General features: G+C 69.1%; 14 protein-coding genes. 3 read left to right on the top strand and 11 right to left on the bottom strand.

Annotation, left to right across the window (positions count from 1 at the left end; translation table 11 throughout):
• From ABD089_RS09760 to hisD, 6 genes are read right to left on the bottom strand one after another with little or no spacing between them, the layout of a single operon-like run.
• Window positions 1–2,376 (bottom strand): HAD-IB family phosphatase, encoded by a 2,376-nt coding sequence (locus tag ABD089_RS09760; protein ID WP_343886169.1) that lies wholly within the window; start codon window positions 2,374–2,376, stop codon window positions 1–3.
• A gap of 19 nt (window positions 2,377–2,395) precedes the next feature.
• Complete coding sequence (gene priA / locus ABD089_RS09765) at window positions 2,396–3,157, bottom strand: bifunctional 1-(5-phosphoribosyl)-5-((5-phosphoribosylamino)methylideneamino)imidazole-4-carboxamide isomerase/phosphoribosylanthranilate isomerase PriA (RefSeq protein ID WP_343886171.1); 762 nt, start codon at window positions 3,155–3,157, stop codon at window positions 2,396–2,398.
• A 6-nt stretch (window positions 3,158–3,163) separates the two neighbouring features.
• Window positions 3,164–3,799, bottom strand: a complete 636-nt coding sequence (gene hisH / locus ABD089_RS09770) for an imidazole glycerol phosphate synthase subunit HisH (RefSeq protein ID WP_343886172.1) — start codon at window positions 3,797–3,799, stop codon at window positions 3,164–3,166.
• Window positions 3,796–4,404 carry an imidazoleglycerol-phosphate dehydratase HisB gene (hisB, locus tag ABD089_RS09775; protein ID WP_343886292.1) on the bottom strand — a complete coding sequence of 203 codons (609 nt, stop codon included), beginning with the start codon at window positions 4,402–4,404 and terminating at the stop codon, window positions 3,796–3,798. The genes hisH and hisB overlap by 4 nt, the downstream gene beginning before the upstream one ends.
• Window positions 4,405–4,445: 41 nt before the next feature.
• The gene (locus tag ABD089_RS09780; RefSeq protein WP_343886173.1) at window positions 4,446–5,573 is read right to left on the bottom strand and encodes a histidinol-phosphate transaminase; all 1,128 of its coding nucleotides are present in this window, start codon (window positions 5,571–5,573) and stop codon (window positions 4,446–4,448) included.
• Entirely contained in the window at window positions 5,570–6,931 is a 1,362-nt protein-coding gene (hisD, locus tag ABD089_RS09785) for a histidinol dehydrogenase (RefSeq protein WP_386769634.1), read from the bottom strand. The genes ABD089_RS09780 and hisD overlap by 4 nt, the downstream gene beginning before the upstream one ends.
• 316 nt (window positions 6,932–7,247) lie before the next feature.
• Between hisD and ybaK the strand changes: the two genes are divergently transcribed.
• Complete coding sequence (gene ybaK / locus ABD089_RS09790) at window positions 7,248–7,748, top strand: Cys-tRNA(Pro) deacylase (protein WP_343886174.1); 501 nt, start codon at window positions 7,248–7,250, stop codon at window positions 7,746–7,748.
• A gap of 57 nt (window positions 7,749–7,805) precedes the next feature.
• On the opposite strand, the gene ABD089_RS09795 is transcribed toward ybaK, so the two are convergent.
• Genes ABD089_RS09795 through ABD089_RS09805 form a run of 3 tightly spaced genes read right to left on the bottom strand, consistent with a single transcriptional unit; the run spans window position 7,806 to window position 12,205 of the window.
• Window positions 7,806–8,435 carry a hypothetical protein gene (locus tag ABD089_RS09795; RefSeq protein ID WP_343886176.1) on the bottom strand — a complete coding sequence of 210 codons (630 nt, stop codon included), beginning with the start codon at window positions 8,433–8,435 and terminating at the stop codon, window positions 7,806–7,808.
• 30 nt (window positions 8,436–8,465) lie between these two features.
• Complete coding sequence (dnaE, locus tag ABD089_RS09800) at window positions 8,466–12,029, bottom strand: DNA polymerase III subunit alpha (RefSeq protein WP_343886295.1); 3,564 nt, start codon at window positions 12,027–12,029, stop codon at window positions 8,466–8,468.
• Window positions 12,026–12,205 carry a hypothetical protein gene (locus ABD089_RS09805; protein WP_343886177.1) on the bottom strand — a complete coding sequence of 60 codons (180 nt, stop codon included), beginning with the start codon at window positions 12,203–12,205 and terminating at the stop codon, window positions 12,026–12,028. Before ABD089_RS09805 ends, dnaE begins: the two co-directional genes overlap by 4 nt.
• Between ABD089_RS09805 and ABD089_RS09810 the strand changes: the two genes are divergently transcribed.
• Window positions 12,206–12,679 carry a DUF2231 domain-containing protein gene (locus ABD089_RS09810; protein WP_343886178.1) on the top strand — a complete coding sequence of 158 codons (474 nt, stop codon included), beginning with the start codon at window positions 12,206–12,208 and terminating at the stop codon, window positions 12,677–12,679.
• Between the two features lie 27 nt (window positions 12,680–12,706).
• Here ABD089_RS09810 and ABD089_RS09815 read toward each other — a convergent pair whose 3' ends face one another.
• Window positions 12,707–13,378 carry a hypothetical protein gene (locus ABD089_RS09815; protein WP_343886179.1) on the bottom strand — a complete coding sequence of 224 codons (672 nt, stop codon included), beginning with the start codon at window positions 13,376–13,378 and terminating at the stop codon, window positions 12,707–12,709.
• Window positions 13,375–15,099, bottom strand: a complete 1,725-nt coding sequence (locus tag ABD089_RS09820) for a PHP domain-containing protein (protein WP_343886180.1) — start codon at window positions 15,097–15,099, stop codon at window positions 13,375–13,377. The genes ABD089_RS09815 and ABD089_RS09820 overlap by 4 nt, the downstream gene beginning before the upstream one ends.
• Before the next feature lie 209 nt (window positions 15,100–15,308).
• On the opposite strand from ABD089_RS09820, the gene ABD089_RS09825 reads away from it, so the two are divergent.
• Complete coding sequence (locus ABD089_RS09825; RefSeq protein ID WP_343886181.1) at window positions 15,309–15,848, top strand: Fur family transcriptional regulator; 540 nt, start codon at window positions 15,309–15,311, stop codon at window positions 15,846–15,848.
• Window positions 15,849–15,900: the final 52 nt, after the last annotated feature.

The raw sequence follows: 15,900 nt of genomic DNA on the forward strand, positions 1-15,900 counted from the left end.
TCACCGCTGACGGCGCGGCATCCGCCAGCGAGGCATGGTCTCGGGGGCGGGCCAGTCGACGATCGACCAGCCGTTCTTGCGGGCGGCGCGCACCAGGCCGACATCCGGGTCGACGACTACCGGGTTGCCGACCGCATTGAGCATCGGCAGGTCGACGTGGCTGTCGGCGTAGGCGAAGGACTTGGACAGGTCGACCCCGTGCAGGCTGGCGTAGTGCTTCAACCAGGCCGAGCGAGCATCGCCCACCATCGGCGGGTTGAGCAGGAAGCCGGTGCAGGTGCCCTGCGCGTCGGTCTCCAGCTCGGCCGCGACGACGACGTCGAAGAGGTCCTCCAGCGGGCGGGTCAGCGGACGGATCACACCGGTCAGCAGGATCGTCGTGTGCCCCGCGTCGCGGTGCTCCTTGATCCGGGCGATCGCCTCCGGGGAGAGGCGGTCACGGACGAAGGGGGTCATCTGCTGGTCCACGAAGCGCTCGAGCTGTTCCATGCTCATGCCCTCGTAGCGGCGGTACAGCGTCCGCAGGAAGGTGGCGCGGTCGCGGCGCTCGGCGCCCAGGTAGCGCGGCAGGTGCGCGGCGACCCCGGCGACCTCCTTTGCCTTGCCGCCCAGCGAGAGCTGCGGCAGGCGGGCCCACAGGTAGGTCTCCACGACATTGGTGCTCATCACGGTGCCGTCGAGGTCGAAGGCGGCCAGGATGGTGCCGGGCTGCTGGGCGGGCTTCAGCTCGCGGAAGGTGCTGGCGCGGGTGCCGCGACGCTTGCGAGCCGCCTCCAGCCGACGCACCGGGTCGGTGATCGCCGGGGCGTGGATCTCCTTCATGTAGACCCGCCAGTCGACGACGCCGGTGTCGAAGGCGAAGGCCGCGACGTCGTCGGGGTGCAGCGAGTTGTGCAGGGCCAGCGTGCAGTCGTCCACGAAGTGCAGCTGCGACTGCAGGTACTCCCCGTAGAGGCTGAGGTAGCGACGCAGGAAGTCGAGGTTCTTGCCCTGCCGGTCGAGCGCGACGACGGCATCGCGCGTCCGCTTGCCGCGGGGCAGCCAGGTGACGGCCTGCTCACCGAGGCGGTGGGCGCGCTCGGCGACCTCCAGGTACATCTTGACCGGCTCCTCACCGGGGAAGCTCCAAGTGGCCAGCGGCGCGACGGTGCCGTCGGAGCGGGTGTAGGGGTGCTCGGCGAAGTACTCGCGCAGCAGTTCATAGATGCGGCGGAAGGTCAGCGGGTTCCGGGCGCCGGTCGAGCAGTGGTAGTACTCGGGCTGCCCGACGGCCGGGTCGGTGGCGCAGACCGCGACGATCGCGTTGACGACGTGGTCACAGGGGACGATGTCGAGCGCGGCGTCCGGGGAGGCCGGGAACTCCTTCAGCTGCCCCTTGCCGTAGGCCAGGATGATCGGGTCGGCCATTTTGAAGCCCTCGATCCAGCCCGGGTAGGGATGCACGAGGGACGACTCGACGATGGCCGGTCGGACGACCGAGACCTTGATGCCCTTGCCGAGGTCCTCGACGATCCGCTCCCCCATCGCCTTGGCGAAGGTGTAGACGTCGGTCCAGCCCAGCGAGCGGGCGCGCTCGGTGCCGGCCTCGACCAGCTCGGCCTTGACCCACTCCTGACGGCGACGCTCGGTGTCCTCGGCAGTGGTCAGGTAGCCCGCCTGGCGGTGCTCCTTCTCGGCCTGCTTGCGCAGGATGGTCAGGCGCTCGGCGCTGCGGCTCTCGTTCTCCACCCGCTCGGCCATCGCCAGCGCGGCCTGGGTCTCGACCTGGTAGTCGACGTCGTGGACGTGCGCCGCCTCGGGGATCGCGCCGCGGCGACGACCCGCCGTGTAGGCGGTGGAGATGTGGACGTAGTGCGGGACGCGCACCAGGTTGCCCTGGTCGTCGCTGCACGCCTCCAGCATCTTCTCCATCAAGGCCTTGGTGCCCAGCACATTGGTCTTGAAGGCGGCATCGATCGGCGGGTCGAAGGAGACGTCGCCGGCGCAGTGGATCACGACGTCCAGGTCTCGCGGCAGGTCCGGGACGTGGGGCAGGTCGCCCGACAGGACGTCCACGCGCGCGTCACACAGCGCGTCCGCACCGCCGGCCGCGGTGGCCAGTTCCTTGAAGATGGGCTTCTTGAGCAGGGAGACGACGCGGTCGCGAGCCGAGAGCGAGCCCTTCGGGCGGACGAGCACCACCGCGCGGGTGTCGGGGAGTTCCGTGAGGATCTTCCACAGGATCTGCTCGCCGATGAAGCCGGTCACGCCGGTCATCACGATCTTCTTGCCCGCCAGAAGCTCGGCCAGGCGTCCGTCCAGCAGCGGCGGGACGTGCGCGGGGGCCACCGGCACCCCGAAGCTGGCACTCGGCACCTGGGGGTTGTGCTCGCTCACCGATTCTCCTTGTCGCGGTTCAGTTGAGTTCCTGCGGGCCGGCCACGTCGATGGCCTCCGCAAGGGTGAAGTTCCCGACGTACAGCGCGGTGCCGATGATGGCACCCTCGACGCCGATCGGCACCAGGCCGCGGAGCTGGACGAGGTCCTCGAGGCGGGAGACGCCCCCGGACGCGATCACCTTGGCGTGCTGTTCGGGGTGGTTCGCGCGCATCGTGGCGCTGACGGCGCCGAGCAGCTCCAGGTTGGGACCGCTGAGCATGCCGTCGCTGGCGACGTCGGTGACGACGAAGCGCTCACAGCCAGCGATGCTCAGCCGCTCGACGGTGGCGAGGGCATCGCCACCCTCGGTGGTCCACCCACGGGCGGCCAGCTTGCCGTCGCGGACGTCAAGGGCGATGGCCACCTTGTCGCCGTAGTCGGCGATGACGTGCTCGCACCATTCCGGGTTCTCCAGCGCTGCGGTGCCGATGTTCACCCGGGCCGCACCAGCGTCCAGCGCCCGGCGCAGGGAGGCGTCGTCGCGGATGCCGCCGGTCAGTTCGACGTTGATGCCGAGTTCGCCGGCGATGCGGGAGGTGATCTCGGTGTTCTGGCCGTCCCCGAAGGCGGCATCGAGGTCGACGAGGTGGATCCACTGGGCTCCGGCGTCGCGCCAGCGGCGGGCCTGTTCGAGCGGATCACCGAAGACCTTCTCGGTCCCCGCGACGCCCTGGACGAGCTGAACCGCCTGCCCCTTGCGGACGTCGACGGCCGGGAAGAGCAGAAGTGAAGTCACCACAGCACCCTATCCGATGACCCAGTTGGCCAGCAGTGTGCCGCCGGCCGGTCCGGACTTCTCGGGGTGGAACTGGGTGGAGGTCACCGAGCCCTTCTCGACGGCCGCTACGAAGCGGTCGCCGCCGTGCTCCGACCAGGTGACAAGGGTATTTTCCAGTCCGTTGACGGCGGTGCGGACGCCGTAGGAGTGGACGAAGTAGAAGCGCTCGCCGGCCACGCCGTTGAAGGCGCGTGAGGTGGCGGGAGCCTCGACGGTGTTCCATCCCATGTGCGGGAGCGGACGCGCGTCCAACTGTTCGACGACGCCGGGGAGGATGCCCAGGCCGGGCGTGTCAACGCCGTGCTCCACGCCGCGGTCGAACAGCACCTGGTGCCCGACGCAGATGGCGAGCAAGGGGCGCTCGTCCGCCACCCAGCTGGCGACGAGGTCGTCGCCACCGACAGAACGCAGCTGGTCGATGCAGGCGGTGAAGGCACCGACGCCGGGCAGCACCAGCTTGTCGCAGCGCGTCAACTCGTCGTGGTGAGCGGACAGGACGACGTCCGCACCGGCGGCCTCGAGGGCACGGCAGGCCGAGTGCAGGTTGCCGGAGCCGTAGTCGAGGACGCCGACGCGGGGGGTTGCACCCGGAGCCGAGGTCACAGGCTGCCCTTGGTCGAGGGCACGCCGACGACCTTCGGGTCCAGCGCGATGGCGGTGCGCAGCGCGCGGGCCAGTGCCTTGAACTGCGCCTCGACGATGTGGTGCGGGTCGCGGCCGGCGAGCAGGCGCAGGTGCACGCACAGGCCGGCGTTGATCGCGAAGGACTCGACGACGTGGTAGGTCATCGACCCGGCGTAGGGCACCCCGGAGCCACCGATCAGGGCGTAGACCTGGGCGTCCGGCTCCCCGGTGCAGACGCAGTAGGGACGTCCGGCGACGTCAACGACGCACTGGGCCAGCGCCTCGTCCAGCGGGACGAGCGCGTCGCCGTAGCGGGTGATGCCGGACTTGTCGCCGAGCGCCTCCTTCAGCGCCTGCCCCAGCGCGATGGCGGTGTCCTCGACGCTGTGGTGGCCGTCGATGTGCACGTCGCCGGTGCACTTCACGTCCATGTCGATGCCGGAGTGCTTGCTCAGCGCAGTGAGCATGTGGTCGTAGAAACCCACGCCCGTGTCGATGGTGGAGGTGCCGGTGCCGTCCAGGTCGATGCTGACCCGGATGGACGACTCGCTGGTGGTGCGCTCGATCGTGGCGGTGCGGTTCATGCCAGTGCGGTTCATGCCTGTGCGGTTCATGCCAGTGCGGTTCATGAGTCAGCTCCTTCGGTGTCGGTGGTGCTCATCCGCTGCGCCGCGGGAAGGACGTCCAGCAGGGCGTCGCGGAAGGCCGCCATCTCGTCCGGCGTGCCGGCGGAGACGCGCAGGAAGCCGACGGGGCCGGTCTCGCGGACCAGGGCGCCGTGGTCGAGCAGCGCCTGCCAGACGGCGTGGCGGTCGGCGAAGCGTCCGAACAGGCAGAAGTTGGCCTGGCTGGGGACGACCTCCAGACCGTGTTCGCGCAACCACTGCTGCAACTGCTGGCACTCGCGGCGCAGCTGGCTGACCTGCTGCAACATCTCGGCCGAGTGCTTCAGCGCGACGACCGCAAGAGCCTGCGACGGGCCGGACAGGTGGTACGGCAGGCGGATGATGCGGCAGGCGTCGACGACGGCCGGGTTGGCGGCCAGGTATCCAAGCCGTCCACCGGCATAGCTGAAGGCCTTGCTCATGGTGCGGGTGACGACCAGGCGCGGGTGGCGCGGCAGCAGCGCGATCGCCGAGTCGTCCGGGATCTCGGTGAACTCCTGGTAGGCCTCGTCGACCACCACGATGCAGTCGAGCTGCGAGCACACCTCGTCGATGACGCTGACCGGCGTCGTGGTGCCGGTGGGGTTGTTCGGCGTGGTGATGATGATGACGTCGGCCTTGTGCTCGCGGGCGGCGGTCACGATCGCCTCCGCGGAGATGGCGTAGTGCTCGTCGCGGGGCGCGGTGACGTAGTTCGTGTGGGTGTTGCGCGCGTACTCGGGGTACATCGAGTAGGTGGGCGTGAAGCCGAGCAGGGTGCGACCGGGGCCGCCGAAGGCCTGCAACAGCTGGGTCATCACCTCGTTGGAACCGTTGGCTGCCCAGATGTTCTGCGGGCCGAGCCCGAAGCCGAGGTAGTCGGCCAAAGCGGTGCGCAGTTCGAGTGCTTCGCGGTCGGGGTAGCGATTGATCCTCACCGCAGCCTCGGCCACGGCCTTGCCCATCGCGTCGCGCAGGGACGAGCTGGGGGCGTAGGGGTTCTCGTTGACGTTCAGACACACCGGGACGTCGAGCTGGGGGGCGCCATAGGGCTCCTCCCCCACCAGTTCGGGACGCAGCGGCAGGTCGGACAGCTCGAAGCCGCTCATCGTCCGGCCTCCTTCTGGTCGGTGTCGGAGGTGGCCGGGGTGGTCGCATCGGCACGCCGGACGGTGATCGCGTTGCCGTGGGCGGGCAGGTTCTCCGCCTCGGCGAAGTCCTCGACGAGGGTGGCGATCTCCATCAGGGCGTCGCGGGAGTAGTTGATGACGTGCACGGCCTTCATGAAGGAGCGCACGGACAAACCGCTGCTGTGGCAGGCGCAGCCGGCGGTGGGCAGGACGTGCGTCGAACCGGCCGAGTAGTCGCCCAGCGAGACCGGCGACCAGGAGCCGACGAAGATCGCGCCGGCATTGCGGACGCGGGCCGCCCAGGCCTCGGCGTCGCGGACCTGGATCTCCAGGTGCTCGGCGGCGTAGGCGTCCACGACGGCAAGACCCTGCTCAAGGTCACGGACCAGTACCGTGCCGGACTGTTCGCCGGTGAGCGCGGTGCGGACGCGTTCGGCGTGCCGGGTGGCGGGCACCTGCGCCTCGAGCTCGCGTTCGACCGCAGCAGCGAGTTCCTCGGAGTCGGTGACCAGGACCGATGCGGCCATCGGGTCGTGCTCGGCCTGGCTGACCAGGTCGGCGGCGACGTGGGCGGGGTTGGCGGAGTCGTCGGCGAGGATCGCGATCTCGGTGGGTCCGGCCTCGGAGTCGATGCCGACCCGTCCACGCAGCAGGCGCTTGGCGGCGACGACGTAGATGTTGCCGGGGCCGGTGACCATGTCGACGGCCGGGCACAGGCCCTCGACACCGTGCGCGAACATGGCGATCGCCTGGGCGCCGCCGACTGCGTAGACCTCGGTGACGCCGAGCAGCTGGCACAGGGCGAGGATGTTGGGGTGCGGCAGGCCGCCGAACTCGGCCTGCGGCGGGGAGGCGACGGCGATCTGCTCGACACCCGCGACCTGGGCCGGGACGACGTTCATGATCACCGAGCTGGCAAGGGGTGCGAGGCCACCGGGGACGTAGAGGCCGACGCGGTGCACGGGGATGATCCGCTGGCTGACGTTGGCTCCGGGAGCGACCTCGACGACGCCGAACGACTGCTCCAGTTCAGCGGTTTCGCAGACCATCCGGCGGCGGCGGATCGACTCGGTGAAGGCCGCGCGCAGGTTGTCGTCCAGTTCGTCGGCGCAGCGGGCCAGCACCTCCGCGGGCACGCGCAGGTGTTCCGGGGTGACCTTGTCGAACTGCTCGCTGAATCGGCGCAGCGCAGCCTCGCCCTCGGTGGCCACGGCATCACAGATCGGGCGGACCGTCTCCAGGGCATGGTCGACGTCGAAGGACGCGCGGGGCACGGCCTTGCGGTAGTCGAAGTCGTCGGCGGCGCCGACCTGGCGCAGATCCACTTGTCGCAGCACGTGGCTGAGTCTAGTGAGCGGCGCTGACAACCCCGTGCGATTTCCAGTCGCTGGGCCACCGGTCCCTCCCCCGACGATCCCCGAGCAGACAATCACCATCCCCGATCCTGTCGAGGGGTCCCCCCGGCCACCCCCATCCCACGACCCCCGAGCCGGTCGGTTTTGGCCCGTCCGGGTCGATACCGACGACGGGCCCCACGAATCAGGTCGGTTTCGACCGGTTCAGGCCAAAGCCGACGGTGGGACCCCGGACCGCGTGCCCGAATGGTGGAGGCGAGGGCCGGACGGTTTCCAACGGGGTGCCAAGATCGGGAGCATGGCCAAGCACTCAGCCGGAACGCCCGCGACCGTTGCCCTGACCAAGGCAAAGGTGGCGCACACGCTGCACCCCTACGAACACGACGCGGGCAACACCCACTTCGGGGACGAAGCGGTCGCGGCCACCGGCCAGATGCCCGAGCGGGTGTTCAAGACCCTGCTCGTGAGCTGCCAGGGCAGCAAGGAGAGGCTCGGGGTGGCCGTGGTGCCGGTGTCCACCCAGCTGGACCTCAAGGCGGTGGCTTCGGCGCTCGGGGCCAAGAAGGCGGCGATGGCCGACCCGGCTGAGGCGGAGAAGGTCACGGGATACGTGGTCGGCGGGATCTCACCGCTGGGCCAGAAGAAGAAGCTCCCGACCGTGGTGGACGCGTCCGCGATGGTCTATCCGTCGATCTTCGTGTCCGGGGGACGACGAGGGCTGCAAGTGGAGCTCTCCCCCGATGATCTGGTCTTCCTCACGCGGGCACAGGTCGCGGACATCGGGCGCCGAGCCCTGTAGTTGGTAGAGCCGGCCAGAGGGAACCCTAGACAGGCACGGGGAACGTCGGGGAGCGGCTCAGACGCTGTTGTCGCGGCCCAGGGAGGAGCCGAACATCACCGGGAGCACCGCCGCCAGCTGCCAGACCAGGAAACTCGTCCAGGTGTGGAGCTTGAACTGGATCGGGACCACGTCCCCGGCCTGGGCCTCGAAGATGCGCGTGTCAAAGTCCCCGGGACCCATGGCCACACCCACCCGCCAGCAGGCCAGCGACGCGACCAATGCAGCGCCCATCGCCAGCAGCGTCACGGGCCAGCCGAGGCGACGGAATCCGCGCCAGGCCAGCCATCCGACAAGCAGTCCGACTACGACACCCACCAGGCTGAACCAGGCATCGGTGGCGAAGAATTTGGTGATCCCGCGTTCGGTGGTCGAGGCGCCACCATCGTCGGCGATGGTGTAGGTGGGCAGGTCGACGACCGCGTGCCACACCAGCCCCGACACCAGTCCCGCAGCCAGTGAACCGACCAGGAAGGCGATGATGCCGCGCACGATTGGCAACCCGAAGCGCCCCGTCCAGCGCGCAGGCGTCCCATAGGCGTCCGTCCGCGCCGGCAGCGTCGCGGAAGCTGGAGACGTCGCGCTGGCACCGCCGCTCGCCGGCAGCGGCGCAGCGCCGAGATCACTCGGCACGCTTCCTCGATCCACCGACACGGGCCCTCCTTCGACCGGCACAGCCTAGCCAGCCAGACAGGACGGCCCCAACAGGGCCTTCAGGTCGGCCATCAACGGCCCGGACGGGTTGACGCGCAAGGTGTCGTCCAGCCGGAAGGTCGTCGCCTTGGCCGGGCTGAGCAGCTTCAACCGCACCTCGGTGAGACCCGGATGCGCCCCGAGCACCTCGCGCAGCTGCGCGACCACGGGCGGCGTACAGCGTCCGGCGGCCAGCTGGATCGTCACCGGCCCGCTCGGACCCTCGGTGATGTCGGGCAGCACCAGCTCGGTCGCCTGCATCTCGACCGAGTCCTCCTTCTCGCGCACCCGGCCCTTGATCCGCACCACCGTGTCGGTGGCCAGGCTCATCGCCACCTGCTCGTACACCTTCGGGAAGACCATCACCTCGATCGAGGCCTCCAGGTCTTCCACGCTCAGGATCGCCCAGATGGCACCCTGCTTGGTCTGCTTGCGCTGGATCTGGGTGATCATGCCGGCGATGTTGACCTGCAGGTCGCGCGGACCCTCGGGCGAGAGCAGGTTGCCGATCGAGAGGTCCCGCTCCGCCTCCAGGATGTGCTCCAGACCCTGCAACGGATGGTCGGAGACGTACAGCCCCAACATCTCGCGCTCGAAGGCCAGCTTGGTGCGCTTGTCCCAGTCGTCGATCGCGGGGACGACGACGTGCTGCTGCGCCGGGCCGAGGTCCGCCTCGTCCCCGCCGCCGAAGCCGAACAGGTCGTCCTGGCCGTTCGCCTGGTTGCGCTTGAGGTCGATCACCTGGTCGACGGCCGGTTCGAAGACCTCCATCAGCGGACGCCGTCCGTGGCCCATCGAGTCGAAGGCACCGGCCTTGATCAGCGACTCGATCGTCCGCTTGTTGCAGACCTGGATCGGGACGTGGTCGAGGAACTGCCCGAAGTCGGACGCGTGCCCGTGCTCCTCGCGTCCGGCGATGATGCCCTCGACGACATTGCCGCCGACATTGCGGATGGCACCCAGGCCGAAGCGGATGTCCTTGCCGACGGCACCGAACTCGGCGACCGACTCGTTGACGTCGGGCGGCAGCACCTGGATGTGCTGCGCGCGCATGTCGGCCAGGTAGAGCGCCATCTTGTCCTTGTCGTCACCGACGGACGTGAGCAGCGCGGCGCCGAACTCGGCCGGGTAGTTGGCCTTCAGGTAGGCGGTCCAGTAGGAGACATAGGCGTACCCGGCCGCGTGGGACTTGTTGAAGGCGTAGTCGGCGAAGGGGACGAAGACGTCCCACAGCGCCTGGATGGCGGGGGTGGTGAAGCCGTTGCCGGACATGCCGTCGCGGAAGTGCTCCCACTCCTTGTCCAGGATTTCCTTCTTCTTCTTGCCCATCGCACGACGCAGCAGGTCGGCGCCACCGAGGGTGTAGCCGGCCAGCTGCCGGGCCGCCGCCATGATCTGCTCCTGGTAGACGAGCAGGTGGTAGGTGTCGCCGAGGATCGGGTCCAGCGCCTCGCGCAGCTCCGGGTGGATCGGCTCGATCGCCTGGCGTCCGTTCTTGCGCTCCGCGTAGTTGATGTGTGCGTTGGCGCCCATCGGACCCGGGCGGTACAGGGCGATGACGGCGGTGATGTCGTCGAAGGTAGTCGGCTTCAGCAGCCGCAACAGCGAACGCATCGGCCCACCGTCGAGCTGGAAGACGCCGAGGGTGTCGCCGCGCGAGAGCAGCTCATAGGTGGCCGGGTCGTCGAAGGGCACCGTCCGCAGGTCGACCTCCTCACCCCGGTTCGCCTGCACATTCTTGATGGTCTGGTCGATCACGCCGAGGTTGCGCAGCCCGAGGAAGTCCATCTTCATCAGGCCCATCTCCTCGCACTGGGGATAGGCAAAGCCGGCGATGATCATGCCGTCCTTGTCCCGGCGGTGCATGGGGATGACGTCGGTCAGCCGTTCGCGGCTGATGATGAAGGCGCAGGCGTGCACGCCGGTGCCGCGGATCAGGCCCTCCAGCCCGCGTCCGGTGTCGACGACCTTCTTCACGTCCGGGTCGGATTCGTACAGGGCGCGGAACTCGCCACCCTCGGCGTAGCGCTTGTGCTGCGGGTTGAACAGGTCGTTGAGCGGGACGTCCTTGCCCATCACCGCGGGCGGCATGGCCTTGGTGATCTTGTCGCCCAGCCCGAAGGGGTAGCCCAGGATACGGTTCGCGTCCTTGACGGCGGCCTTCGCCTTGATGGTGCCGAAGGTGTTGACCTGGCTGGTGTACTCCTTGCCGTACTTGTTCGTGACGTAGTCGATGACCTTGTCGCGCTGGCGGTCGTCGAAGTCGAGGTCGATGTCGGGCGGGCTGACGCGCTCGGGGTTCAGGAACCTCTCGAACAGCAGCCCGTGCTGCATCGGGTTCACCTCGATGATCTGGGTGAGGTAGGAGACCATCGAACCGGCCGCCGAACCTCGTCCCGGACCAACCGGCACGCCCGACTCGCGGGCGTGGCGGCAGATGTCGGCGACGATCAGGAAGTAGGACGAGTAACCCATCGGCCCGATGACGGCCATCTCGGTCTCGATCCGGTCTCGCAGGCCCTCGGGCTCCCCGTCCGGGAAGCGGACGCGGACGCCCTTCTCGATCTCCTTGCGCAGCCAGGTCTCCTGGGTCTCACCCTCGGGGACGTCGAACTGCGGCATCCGGTCGACGAAGGCGAAGACGTCGGCATAGCTCTCGATGCGCTCGGCGATCTCGAGGGTGTTGTTGCAGGCCTCGGGCAGCTCACCGAAGAGCTGGCGCATCTCCTCGTTGGAGCGGATGTAATAGCCGGAGCCGTTGAAGCGGAAGCGGTTGGGGTCGTCCTTGTTGCGTCCCACGCCCACGCACAGCAGGTTGTCGTGGGAGTCGGCCTGGTCTTCGGTGACGTAGTGCGAGTCGTTGCTGGCCAGCAGCGGGATGTTGAGCTGCTTGGCCAGGCGCAACAGCCCGTCGCGGACGTCGCGTTCGATGGCGATTCCGTGGTCCATCAGCTCGCAGAAGTAGTTCTCGCGGCCGAAGATGTCCTGGTAGGCGGCGGCGGCCTTGACGGCCTCCTCGTACTGGCCCAGGCGCAGCCGCGTCTGCACCTCACCGGACGGGCAGCCGGTGGTGGCGATGATCCCCTCGGAAAGCTCGGAGATGATCTCGCGGTCCATCCGGGGCTTCATGTAGTAGCCCTCGTAGCTCGCCTTCGAGCTGAGCGTGAACAGGTTGCGCAGGCCGGTGGCATTGCGGGCCAGCATCGTCATGTGGGTGTAGCGGCCACCGCCGGAGACGTCCTTGCCACCCTCGACCGATGCGTCGCCGCCCATCTCGTGCCGGCCCGTCGCCCAGAACTCCTGCACCCGGGAGTGCCGCGAGCTGGGCGCGACATAGGCCTCGATGCCGATGATCGGCTTCACGTCCGGGTACTTCTTGGACGTCTGGAAGAACTCGTAGGCGCCGAACATGTTGCCGTGGTCGGTCATCGCGATGGCCGGCATGCCCTGGCGGGCGACCTCCGCGAACAGCTTGGAGTTCTTCGCCGCACCGTCGAGCATCGAGAACTCGGTGTGGGTGTGCAGGTGCACGAAGTTGTCCGCCATCAGTTGCCCAGCCACTCCTCGATCGTTCCGAACGAGTCCCCACCATAGTCGGGGCCGCCGACAAATCCGACGAGGACGACGGCCTGCCTCGTCGGCCCGCGTGGCGAGCTGTTCACGCGCTGAGAGAGGCACGCCGAACCTTCGTTGTCAGCCACCGGCACGGATTCCATGCTGGTCACGTGAACCTGCTCAGCCTCCCGATCCATCCCCTCGTCGTCCACGGTGCCGTCACCCTGATCCCCCTGGCCGCCGTCATCACGATGGCGCACGCGCTGCGCCCCGACTGGCGCTGGTGGTTGCGCCTGCCCAGCATGGTGGTCAACGCCCTCGCGCTGGTGGTGCTGTTCGTCACCCGCGCCACCGGTGACCAGCTCGCCCACGCCACCCCCGACAACAAGGCGCTGATCGAGGAGCACGACCAGATGGCTGGCCTGCTGACGATCGCGACGGTGCCGATGACCCTGCTGGCGATCTTCGCCGCCTGGAGCTTCGCCGCCACCTCCGGCGCGACCAGCGGCTGGGGTGCCAACGACGCACGCCAGCCCCGCTTCGCGTCGGCCGTGAAGTGGCTCGTGGTGCTGCTCGGCGTCGCCGTTCTCGTGTTCACCGTGCTGACCGGGCACTCCGGCGCCACCGCCGCCTGGAGCAAGTGACACAGAGCAAACCTGGCCCGCGAACCGCTACTGGTGCTCCGCGCAGCAGGGGCGGTTCGCGGGTGCCTCGAAGGGCACCTGGATCCCGCCGCTGGCCGGTTGGACGTGCAGTACCCAGCGTCCGTCTTGGCGCAGCGGACGGACGTGGTCGCGGGTGACCAGCGTCGCGTCCGCGGCCAGGGCCGGACCCATCGTGCGCACCTCGTCGATCGCCGAGAGCTCGGTCACGGCGCCGATGGTGAGAGTGCCGACCATTCGCTCGCTGCCCGGGTAGACGACCGCACGAGAGGGCCCAGCGGAAAGCTGGGCCTGCGCGGCCAGCCGCGCCCCGTCCGCCCATTCGGGGTTGCCCACCGACTCCAGCCCTTCGCACCCCGGCCCTTCGCACCACACTGCCGGCGCCTCGGGCTCGGTATGGACGTGGGAGTCGTGCTCGCCGTCCGTTTCGTCCCCGGACCCGAAGGCGGCCTGCACCACCCGCAGCACCTCGTCGGCCGAGCGCTCCCCCGCGTCCAGTTGGACGCTGAGGGCGACATGGTTGCCGGGCGGACCACCGGGCACCACGTGGGTGCAGATCCACAGACCGCCCCCATCGTGGGCTGAGCCCAGACCCGCTGTGGCAAGGCGGGTCTGGGCTCGAGCGATGATCGGCTCGGCGTCCAGGGGCTGGTTGATCCCCTGGTCGACGCCGATGATCACCGGGGCAGGACGAAGATCGGGTTCGTGTAGAACCACAGGTCGGTCCAGGGGTCGGCGTCACCGACGACGTCGATGGCGGGGCCCGCCGGGTCGAAGTCGGCGCCGAAGTAGCCGGCCTGGGTGCGGTTGCCGTCCGAGCCGCGGAGCCGGACGTAGAAGCCCTGCTCCTCGATGACGCCGAGGTCGTAGCTGACCTCGATGGCGTCCACGTGGCCCGAGACGTCCCAGGTCTTGACGACCTTGGTCTGCGGGGCGTGCAGGGTGTCGCGGTCGGTGACCGGGCCGGTGATGGCGCCCTTGATGACGTCCAGCTTCGCGAGTTTCGGGATGAAGGTCGCCCAGTTCGCGACCTGCGCCGGGACGACGCGGATCGTGAGCTTGGCGCGCTGGCCACGACGTCCCATCACCACACCACCGAAGGCCGAGGTGGAGCTGCCGGCGACGCTGACGCGCACGTCGATGTCCTCGATCAGGCGACCGTGGTCGACCCAGACATTGCCGGCGCGCATGCCCTGCATGACGCCCGCGTAGTTGCGGACGTTGGAGCCCACATTGGTGCGGGAGTAGTAGCCGGGCCAGTAGTCGCCACGCTCGACCTGCGGCTTGCCACCGTAGATCGGGTCGTTGTAGCGGCCCTGGGTGGCGAAGTCGCCACCGCCGCGCACCGCGGTGTCCAGGTAGACGGAGTGCGAGTCGGAGTTGGCGCTGATCCACCAGCCCTTGCCCTCGGCGAGCAGGGAGTCCCACAGGCCCCCGACGGTGGCGGTGTAGAAGTCGAAGCCGCCCCAGGTGCGGTAGCTCTCGGGAACGTAGCCCGCGAAGGAGTTCGCGCCGGGAGCGTTGCCGTAGTAGCCACGCGCGTCGCCGGGGCCCATGGCGTCCGCGGAGATGCCGGCGGCCTGGTGGCCGGGAGCGCCCTCCCACCCGATCGCGATCTCGGGGTTGGCGTCACGCCAGCCGCGCACCTCGTGCGGGGAGTCGATGCCGTTGCGGGCGGGGTGGTTGGCCAGGAAGAGGGCGTCGCGCACCTCGCGCGAGTCGACCATGCTGCCCAGGAACTGCACGCCCTTGACGGCCAGCGCCTCGTTCTCGGGGGTGTTGGCGGTGGCCTTCATCACCGCACCGTCGTAGTTGTTCTCGAACTGCTTGAGGACGCTGACTTCCTTGGCGCCCGGGTGCACGATGACGGTGCCGTGCTCGGCGGCCGGGATGTTCCACTCCAGGCCCTGGAAGACCAGCATGTCCTGGTGGCGCTTGCGGGCCGCGAGGATGTCGGGGTTGACCTTGTCGACGCCGATCTTTGCGTGGGTGGCCGAGCCGTGGTCGGTGATGACCATCCAGTCGAGCCCGTAGGCCTCGGCGTGGGCGACCTGGTCGTTGACCTGGTACATGCCGTCGGAGGAGTACTGGGTGTGGATGTGGTGGTCACCGGACAGCCAGCCGGCGCGGTGCCCGGCGCCGCTGGTGCGGGACTTGCCGACAGCGGCCGCGGTGGCGGCACCGTGGGTGTCGACGAGTGCGGCGGTGGCCGCGCCGGCACCGAGGACGCCCGCGGTGCGCAGCAGGGTGCGGCGGCGCATCTGCATCGGGGTCAGGTCGGCGTCGTCGACGCTGAGGTCGGTGGCCAGCTTCTCGTCGGACGAGAACTCGGCGTGGTGGTGGTGCGAGTGGCCACCGTCGTGTGAGTGCGTGATCCCGCCGTGGGAGTGGGTGTGCGACATGGGGGTTCCCTCCTGGGTTCGTCAGGCATGGTGCTCGACAGCTGCTTCCACCCAATCCCGCGCCGGTGACGATGGGCGAGAGCGTCGAACCGAACTGTGGGTGAACTCCCGAGGCCTGTTGCTGCTGGCACGCAAGAAGGCGCCCCGGCCGTGGTACAGCTGGGATCGTTGGGTTCTGAAACACCCCGGACGGACGAGCAGGAGGGCCGATGGAGACCGTGCCGCACAGTCGTTCCCGCGACAGTCACTCCCCCGACAGCCACTCCCGCGACAGTCACTCCCATACCTCGCACGCCCCCGACACACACGTCCAGCACCTGCTGGCTGGTGTCGCGGAGCGGTTGCGCGAGCAGGGGGCGCGCATGACCGGACCCCGCACGGTGGTGCTCCAGGTGCTCGCCGCCAACCCCGGGCACCTGAGCGCCGACCAGGTCTGTCAGCGGGTGACGGCGCTGGACCCGACCGTCCACTCCTCCAGCGTGGACCGCACGCTTGCCCTGCTGTGCCAGATGGGCGTCGTGCAGTCCGTCGCGGTGGCCCACGGCCAGACGACCTACCACCTGGTGGCCGGCAGCGCGCACGCCCACGCCCAGTGCCGCAGCTGCAACCGTCTCGTCGACCTCCCCATCGAGGTGATGGATCCCTTGTGTGCCACGCTTCGCGAGCGCACCGGCTTCAGCGTCGAGCCCGCCGGGGTCGCCCTGCGGGGGCTGTGCGAGCAGTGCGCGGGACGCCGGCCGGCGACCTGAGCGTCGCCAGCTGTTCACCCAGAGGTCCCCCGGCTTGTTGCACCCGGAGTGC

Source organism: Luteococcus sanguinis (assembly GCF_039527675.1).
Lineage (GTDB): Bacteria > Actinomycetota > Actinomycetes > Propionibacteriales > Propionibacteriaceae > Luteococcus > Luteococcus sanguinis.